This window comes from Zooshikella harenae, from assembly GCF_018837975.1.
Lineage (GTDB): Bacteria > Pseudomonadota > Gammaproteobacteria > Pseudomonadales > Zooshikellaceae > Zooshikella > Zooshikella harenae.
The window spans coordinates 67330-73766 of the sequence record NZ_JAGSOY010000024.1 but is presented as its reverse complement, the minus strand read 5'-3'; the positions used below and the strand labels follow the sequence as shown (position 1 = coordinate 73766).

The following is a 6437-nucleotide window of genomic DNA, read 5'->3' as shown; positions in this document are numbered from 1 at the left end:
GTATAAACTAAGAATAAACAGCAGTATGAATACTTTGAACCGTGCGCCTGGGGCTAATATCTTCAGGTGTCTTTATGTAACCGACACGGGCAACAAAGACAATACGTTCATTATGACACTGCAGCAACCTTTGCAGAGCTTCTCGAGGCTCATCATGTTGCAACAATACACTTAATGGATGAAATGCCACACCAGCGTGATGAGCCTGTAACCATACCTCCATTAACCGGGCCCCCATCATAACTAAATTTCGCTTACTTAAATGCTCATCGTTTATTTTAATAACTAACAGCTGAGCTGATTTTTCAACCAGCTTACTCAGTTCTTTAGCCATATAGTGTGGTACATTAACCAAGCGCAGAGCCTGCATTACCAACGGAGATAACATATACTCATAAAACTTTATTTTTCGCTTTGGCATGGGTCCAAATAAGCTTTGCAAATAAAAACCATCTTCAGTATCTGCCTGCTGATCAAAACGTATATACCGATAGGTCTCTTTCCAAGCACGGTAACTTGAGAAGTCCAGTGCAGCATACTTTGCTACAAGCTTTGTCGTATTACGAATAAGCTCACCATTTTGTTCAAATTGAACTAAAGCCTCTCCCCCTGTAAGAACCTTCGGCCATCGACGAGATAATAAATTTTCTATCATTTCATGATCAAATAACTTCTTTTCAAACAAACCTCGAAACGTACGTCGTGTACTGACCAGCTCCAGTATTTGATTAAGCTTAGATTCCACAGTGTTAACTTGGTTATCTCTTATCAGATCATGATTTTCAGCAGTTATAACCATTGCGACCAGCAATTCACTTTCATGCTCAGAAGCCACTTGTAACCATGAAAGATTTAACTCAGCATCACATAACCAGTGAAAGCGACAACGTGCTTTTTGTTGGGTAATCGCCAGCCAAAACAATCCTAAAAAAAGACCGCAACTTATGTACATTTCAAACTGTAAACTGGGTAAAGCACTCAACTGACGTTTTTTATCCAATGCTAAGCAGCATAACAACTCATTCGACTTTAGTGGCTGATCTAACAGTACGTCATATTGTTTACCAGCACCCTCTAAAGTAATAACCTTCCATGGCTGGCAATTATGTGATGAAGGCGCCCAACGAGCAATTTCAATCGCTTTACTTACTACTTCCAACAATTTTTTGGTCATGATGGGTCCTATCAACATGTGGGTTTTCTAACGTATAAATCGGAAAGCTCAAAGTTAATCAGGCATATTTTTAGAGGTGCCCTTAAAGTAATGGGTAAGCAATTTGTTAACTTACTGGGGTACCATTGCTTTAGTGTTGTATCAACCTAGCCGCTTGAGAAGCCAGGTTAATACTGATCCTAAAGCTTATATCTGTCGCTCGAAAGATAAGGGCACAACTATTAATTAGTTGCCCTATAACCAAGTCCTAACTGAATCCCAGATACCTCTTCAACAACTTCAGCCATGGAAGTAAAACGAGAAACGAGTCCAGCAAAAACATCTGTACTCATATCATTATTAAAATCAGTGTGATTGGTCACTTTAATGATTTCAACATAATGATATGAAGCATCAGGTGCCTGTGAAACCCGATGTACATCAAATTGCAAAACACTAGGTAAATCGGGGCATGTTGCATAGTCTGTTGTTTCTACCCAGTGCTCAAAATCAGTTGCTTTATTAATATCTAGCAACCGAATTTTATGTATAATCGTATCCATAGATATTCTCCTTTGTAATTAATATTTAATTTTTATCGCTTGCAGAAACTAATAAATGGTAATTAATACCTCCTGTACCAAAGGAGCTTACAGCAGCATATCGCCTATTATTATTTTCTGGCCATTTTTTATTACATGATATAATTTCTGCAGGTATTTTGATCAATGGTAACTGTGGATCAATATTACGTCTTAATAATGTCGCTGGTATTATCTTATGATGTAAAGCTAATACCGTTTTCATTAAACCAGCTCCACCAGCTGCAGAAAATGTATGTCCATTACTCGCTTTAACAGAACCGACCATCAATGGTTTTGTTCTTGAAACATAATTTTCTACTTTATTACCATATACATTATTAAGCGCTGTTAATTCAGCCATATCCCCTAAACGCGTTCCTGTACCATGTGCTTCAACATACTGCACATCACTCGGCTTATAATTCACCTGAGCAAATGCCCGCTGGATAGCGAGAGTTTGCCCTTCTGCGTCAGGAGCTGTCATTGAACCCGCATCAGCGGATCCGCCAATAGCATCTATTGTTGCATAAACTTTATCACCTGCACGCTGTGCATCTGATAACCGTTTTAAAACAAAAAATGCGGCTCCATCTCCAGGTGAAAAACCATCAGCTTGATCAGCAAAAGGAGAGATTTTTGCTTTAGAGAGCATCATTTGCGCGGAACAAAGTACCAAATCTCGCAGGTTTACAGGTAATTCAATTCCGCCAGCCAGAACAAAGTCATAGCGCCGCAGCTGAAGTGCAAGTACTGCATTCTGTAAGGCAGCAAACGTTGACGCACATGCGGCTTCAATCGCATAGGGTGCTGCAGGTAAATGCATACATTGAGCTATTAAACTCGCCGTACCACTTGCCAGTGAACCATCCAGCATTAAATGATTCGTACGTTCTACTTCATTAGCAATATTTTGATGTGCTATAAATTCAGGATAAATCTGCTGAATAATTCCGTTTAATTTATTTCGACATAGATCCACAACATTCTCACGCTCTTTCGAGAGAGACAAATTACTCGCAACTATTATCGCTGCATTAATATCTTGTTGGCGTTTATCACTAAAACCATAATCTTGTAATGCTTCATCAGCAATAGCCAACGCAACCTTTTGCACTCTATCCATTAATGCTAAGCGCTTTGGAAATAACTTAAATCGAGCTAAATTTAAATCTCGCTTCTTCAATGCAGCACCAATTTCAGCATAACTTGATAAATAGTGTGACTGCCCCTCTTGATAAAACTGTTTTCTTGGTAATAAATCATTAGGAATCCGTTGCAAGTGATCAGTTGAAGCTAATAAATCTTGCCAAAAATCACTTACAGAGTCACTTTGACCAAATGCGCCACCTAAACCTACAATGGCAATAGGTTCACGATATGATTTTGCATCATTTTCTGTATTAGCAGTGCTATATCTCTTGATAACTTGCTGGTTTATAAAACCTGATGTATTACTAGATTCTATAGGATTACTTAATATTATATTCCAGTTCAACCCATTTAACGCTGACCCCATAATACTCGCAATATATCTGTTATTTTCATTATACCAAGGCTGGGAAAGTGAACTATTATTAGTAACAGATGACTGATGTGATAAAGTTGTAACTCTTTTATTTTGCTCTAATACTGACGCTGGAAAATTTTTATGATGAATAGCCAAACTCGTAGCAAGTACTCCTGTCATAACAGCATTTGCGAATGTATGCCCATATACCGCAACTGAACTATTTATATATAATGGTTTATCTTTCACTGTTGGTGAGTAAATGTTGTCGATCGCTCTTAACGTGGCAACAGACTCTGACTCACCTCCTGCAGAAATACAGTCAAAATACTCAATATCCTTTGTCTCGATACTTGCATAATGGCAAGCTTTTTCTAATGCAGCAACTTTAGCTTTACTATCTGGGTTATATTTCAAACCATTTGCAGATGCAGAAGTACTTGCTGCAAAGCCCGAAATAACTGCATATATATGATCACCATTATCTTTAGCATCAGCTAATCGCTTTAATACAATACCTGCGGCTCCTTCACCCAATAAAATACCATTATTTTGCGATAAAAATGGGTTACCTATCCCTGTTCCTTCAAATCCTTTTTTACTCAACAACAGTGGCATCAGCAAACTTTCAATGCATTGACCTGTTATCACCATTACAGCATCACTAAGTCCTGCCTGTAATGATAAAGCGGCAGATTCCAGTGCAAAATACCCACTTACATCAGCACTTTCAATAGCCTGTACACGTCCACGCAAACCAAAATAACTAGCCACACGTGCAGGAATACTACTCGCCATTTCACCGACACGATCATGCGAAGTACAACCAAAATGCTCCTGAAGCAAGTTTTTCAATAACTGAAGTTTATTTTTATCTGTCAGTAATAAATCATCCAGTGATGCAACGCCCTCTATTTTTAATGCATTTAAATATGTGCTATCAAATCCAAAACATGTTCCACATATCACATCAATTTTATTTGTCTCAGTTGCTAAGTTTGCCAATGCTGCACTATAAAAGCACTGTTCAGCGACATCTAAATACATACCCGTAATTGAGGCAATGGCTTTCCTATAAATAGGTGGAATTCGAAACCGCTTTAAATCGAACTCAACGGTATCAAAAAATGATCCTTGCCAGTTAGAAAAGTGTGACTTTACATTATCATTATAATATTGAAAACGCGCTTGTGATAATTTACTAAAATAACTTTCTGCTTGAACTAACTGATGCCAAAATTTCTCTACATCATTACCTTGAGGATATAAACAACCTACTCCTACAATGGCAAGTGGCTGTTGGCTTTCAACGACTTTCATATTTCATTCCAGTTAAATCAGAGGCTGAGCTCTTCACTATAAATATACTCTTTAAAAAAATTAAATAACCTTTTCAACAGTATCAACTCCAGCAATACCACTCATAGTCGACTTTTCTTGATGTTTTTTAGAGAGATCTTTTAACGCTATATAATCTATCTTACCATTGGCATTTTTGGGCAACTCCGGTAATCGTCTAATAAACTTTGGAATCATATATCGTGGTATTTTTTGTGCACAGTATTGTTTAACCGTAATGGAATTAACCTTATTTTCATACTCTGCTAAACTATAATATGCGACAATATATTGAGATGACTCTGTTAACTCTGCAATAACAGCCACTTCTTTTATTTCTTGCATTGAGCTAATTGCAACCTCAATTTCACCAAGTTCAACCCGATTACCATTCAACTTTATCATGCGATCTTTTCGCCCTAAATAGGTCAATAGACCACGCTCATAACTAACCAAGTCACCAGTAGCATGGTAACCTTTTGCATGATGTTCTGAGTTTACACTATCATAATGCCGCCAATAGCCTGGAGTCACACACGGCCCTTTAACCAGCAACTCTCCGATACAACCTTCTTTAGATATCGACTGTCCACGTTCATCAATAACATCTATTGTTAAACCAGGTAAAGGTTGACCAATAAATACAGGCTTATTACCTTGTAATACACTTTTCTCTACCCGATAGTAAAGACAAACATTAGTTTCTGTGGGTCCATACAAATTAAATAAATCACACTCATCAGGCAAATAATTTTCCAGATCGCGTAGATGTTTGATAGGAAAAACCTCTCCAGCAAATAGCACATAACGCATTGAACACATAACATCATGCCGATCAAACTGCGCGTTATTTAATAAAATTAATACTGAAGGTACACTATACCAAACTGAGACATGGTATTTTTTAATGCCTTGAATAAGTGCATTGACATTTCGCTGTTCATCATCTCTTATAACCCAAACAGCTGCACCCACTGCAGCAGCTGCAAATAAGTCAAATGTGCTTAAATCAAAATGATAACCTGCATGATTGGCAAAAGTATCTTTGCATGAAAGTCCAAAAGTATTTATCGCCCAGTAAATAAAGTGATGTAAATTACCATGACTAATTTTAACTCCTTTTGGCACACCAGTAGACCCTGATGTGAATAAAATTGCTGCAAGATCGTGTTTGTCACATGTTACAGGCTGGGGTAATGGAATACCCATATAAGGTAGTCTTAATAAAGGAATTACCCGGGCAGAAAAACCAGGCTTTACCTCAAAACTCAGATCAGCATCTATCAAAATAATAAGTTGAATACTGGATGGATATTCAAAATTTAAAGCTTCAAAGCGCGCACAATCTGTCACCAGAACCATTGGCTCTGATTTACCAAGAATTTTACAGGCTCTATCTAAAGGTTGTGAACCATCCATGGGCACATAAACAGCACCTATCTCCATCGCAGCATAAATAGCCAAAGGGTATTCACCGCACTTAGGCAGCCAGATAGCAACGCGCTCTCCTTTCTCAACCCCATATGTTTTAAAACATCCTGCCAGGGTCTGAACACGACTATAAAATTTATGATACGTAATTTCATCAATACCAACAAAAGCTTTATTGTCAGCATAGTAGTGAGCGGACAAGCGTAAATAATCAATTACTGGACAAAATGTATTAGTGTCCATCGTAGCCTCCAGCATATACCCTCTTATATTTAAAAAAGTCCCTTAGCAGCAATACCCACAGAGAAGATCTTTTAGTGTTTGTTCGCTAAATCTTTCTTTCACCTAAAAAATACCTCACTATGAGTATCATTTATGGGGGTTGCTCGTAGCCCTTCTAATATTTCTAACCATGACAATATTT

At 37.8% G+C, this 6437-nt stretch carries 4 protein-coding genes; all 4 read right to left on the bottom strand.

What is annotated here, in order from left to right; all coding sequences use genetic code 11:
* Positions 1-7: 7 nt before the first annotated feature.
* Entirely contained in the window at positions 8-1174 is a 1167-nt protein-coding gene (locus tag KCG35_RS11935; protein ID WP_215819928.1) for a nitroreductase family protein, read from the bottom strand.
* Between the two features lie 221 nt (positions 1175-1395).
* A complete protein-coding gene (locus KCG35_RS11930; protein WP_215819927.1) occupies positions 1396-1716 on the bottom strand; it encodes a RedY/HapK family protein in 321 nt (106 codons plus the stop codon).
* Between the two features lie 25 nt (positions 1717-1741).
* Positions 1742-4564, bottom strand: coding sequence for a beta-ketoacyl [acyl carrier protein] synthase domain-containing protein (locus KCG35_RS11925; RefSeq protein ID WP_215819926.1), 2823 nt, complete (start codon positions 4562-4564; stop codon positions 1742-1744).
* Positions 4565-4624: 60 nt separating this feature from the next.
* Positions 4625-6256, bottom strand: coding sequence for an AMP-binding protein (locus KCG35_RS11920; protein ID WP_215819925.1), 1632 nt, complete (start codon positions 6254-6256; stop codon positions 4625-4627).
* Positions 6257-6437 lie beyond the last annotated feature (181 nt).

Excerpts from the sequence above, each read along its gene's own strand:
- KCG35_RS11930 (WP_215819927.1), bottom strand. The coding sequence starts at position 1,716 with ATGGATACGATTATACATAAAATTCGGTTGCTAGATATTAATAAAGCA.
- KCG35_RS11920 (WP_215819925.1), bottom strand. The coding sequence starts at position 6,256 with ATGGACACTAATACATTTTGTCCAGTAATTGATTATTTACGCTTGTCC.
- KCG35_RS11935 (WP_215819928.1), bottom strand. The coding sequence starts at position 1,174 with ATGACCAAAAAATTGTTGGAAGTAGTAAGTAAAGCGATTGAAATTGCT.
- KCG35_RS11925 (WP_215819926.1), bottom strand. The coding sequence starts at position 4,564 with ATGAAAGTCGTTGAAAGCCAACAGCCACTTGCCATTGTAGGAGTAGGT.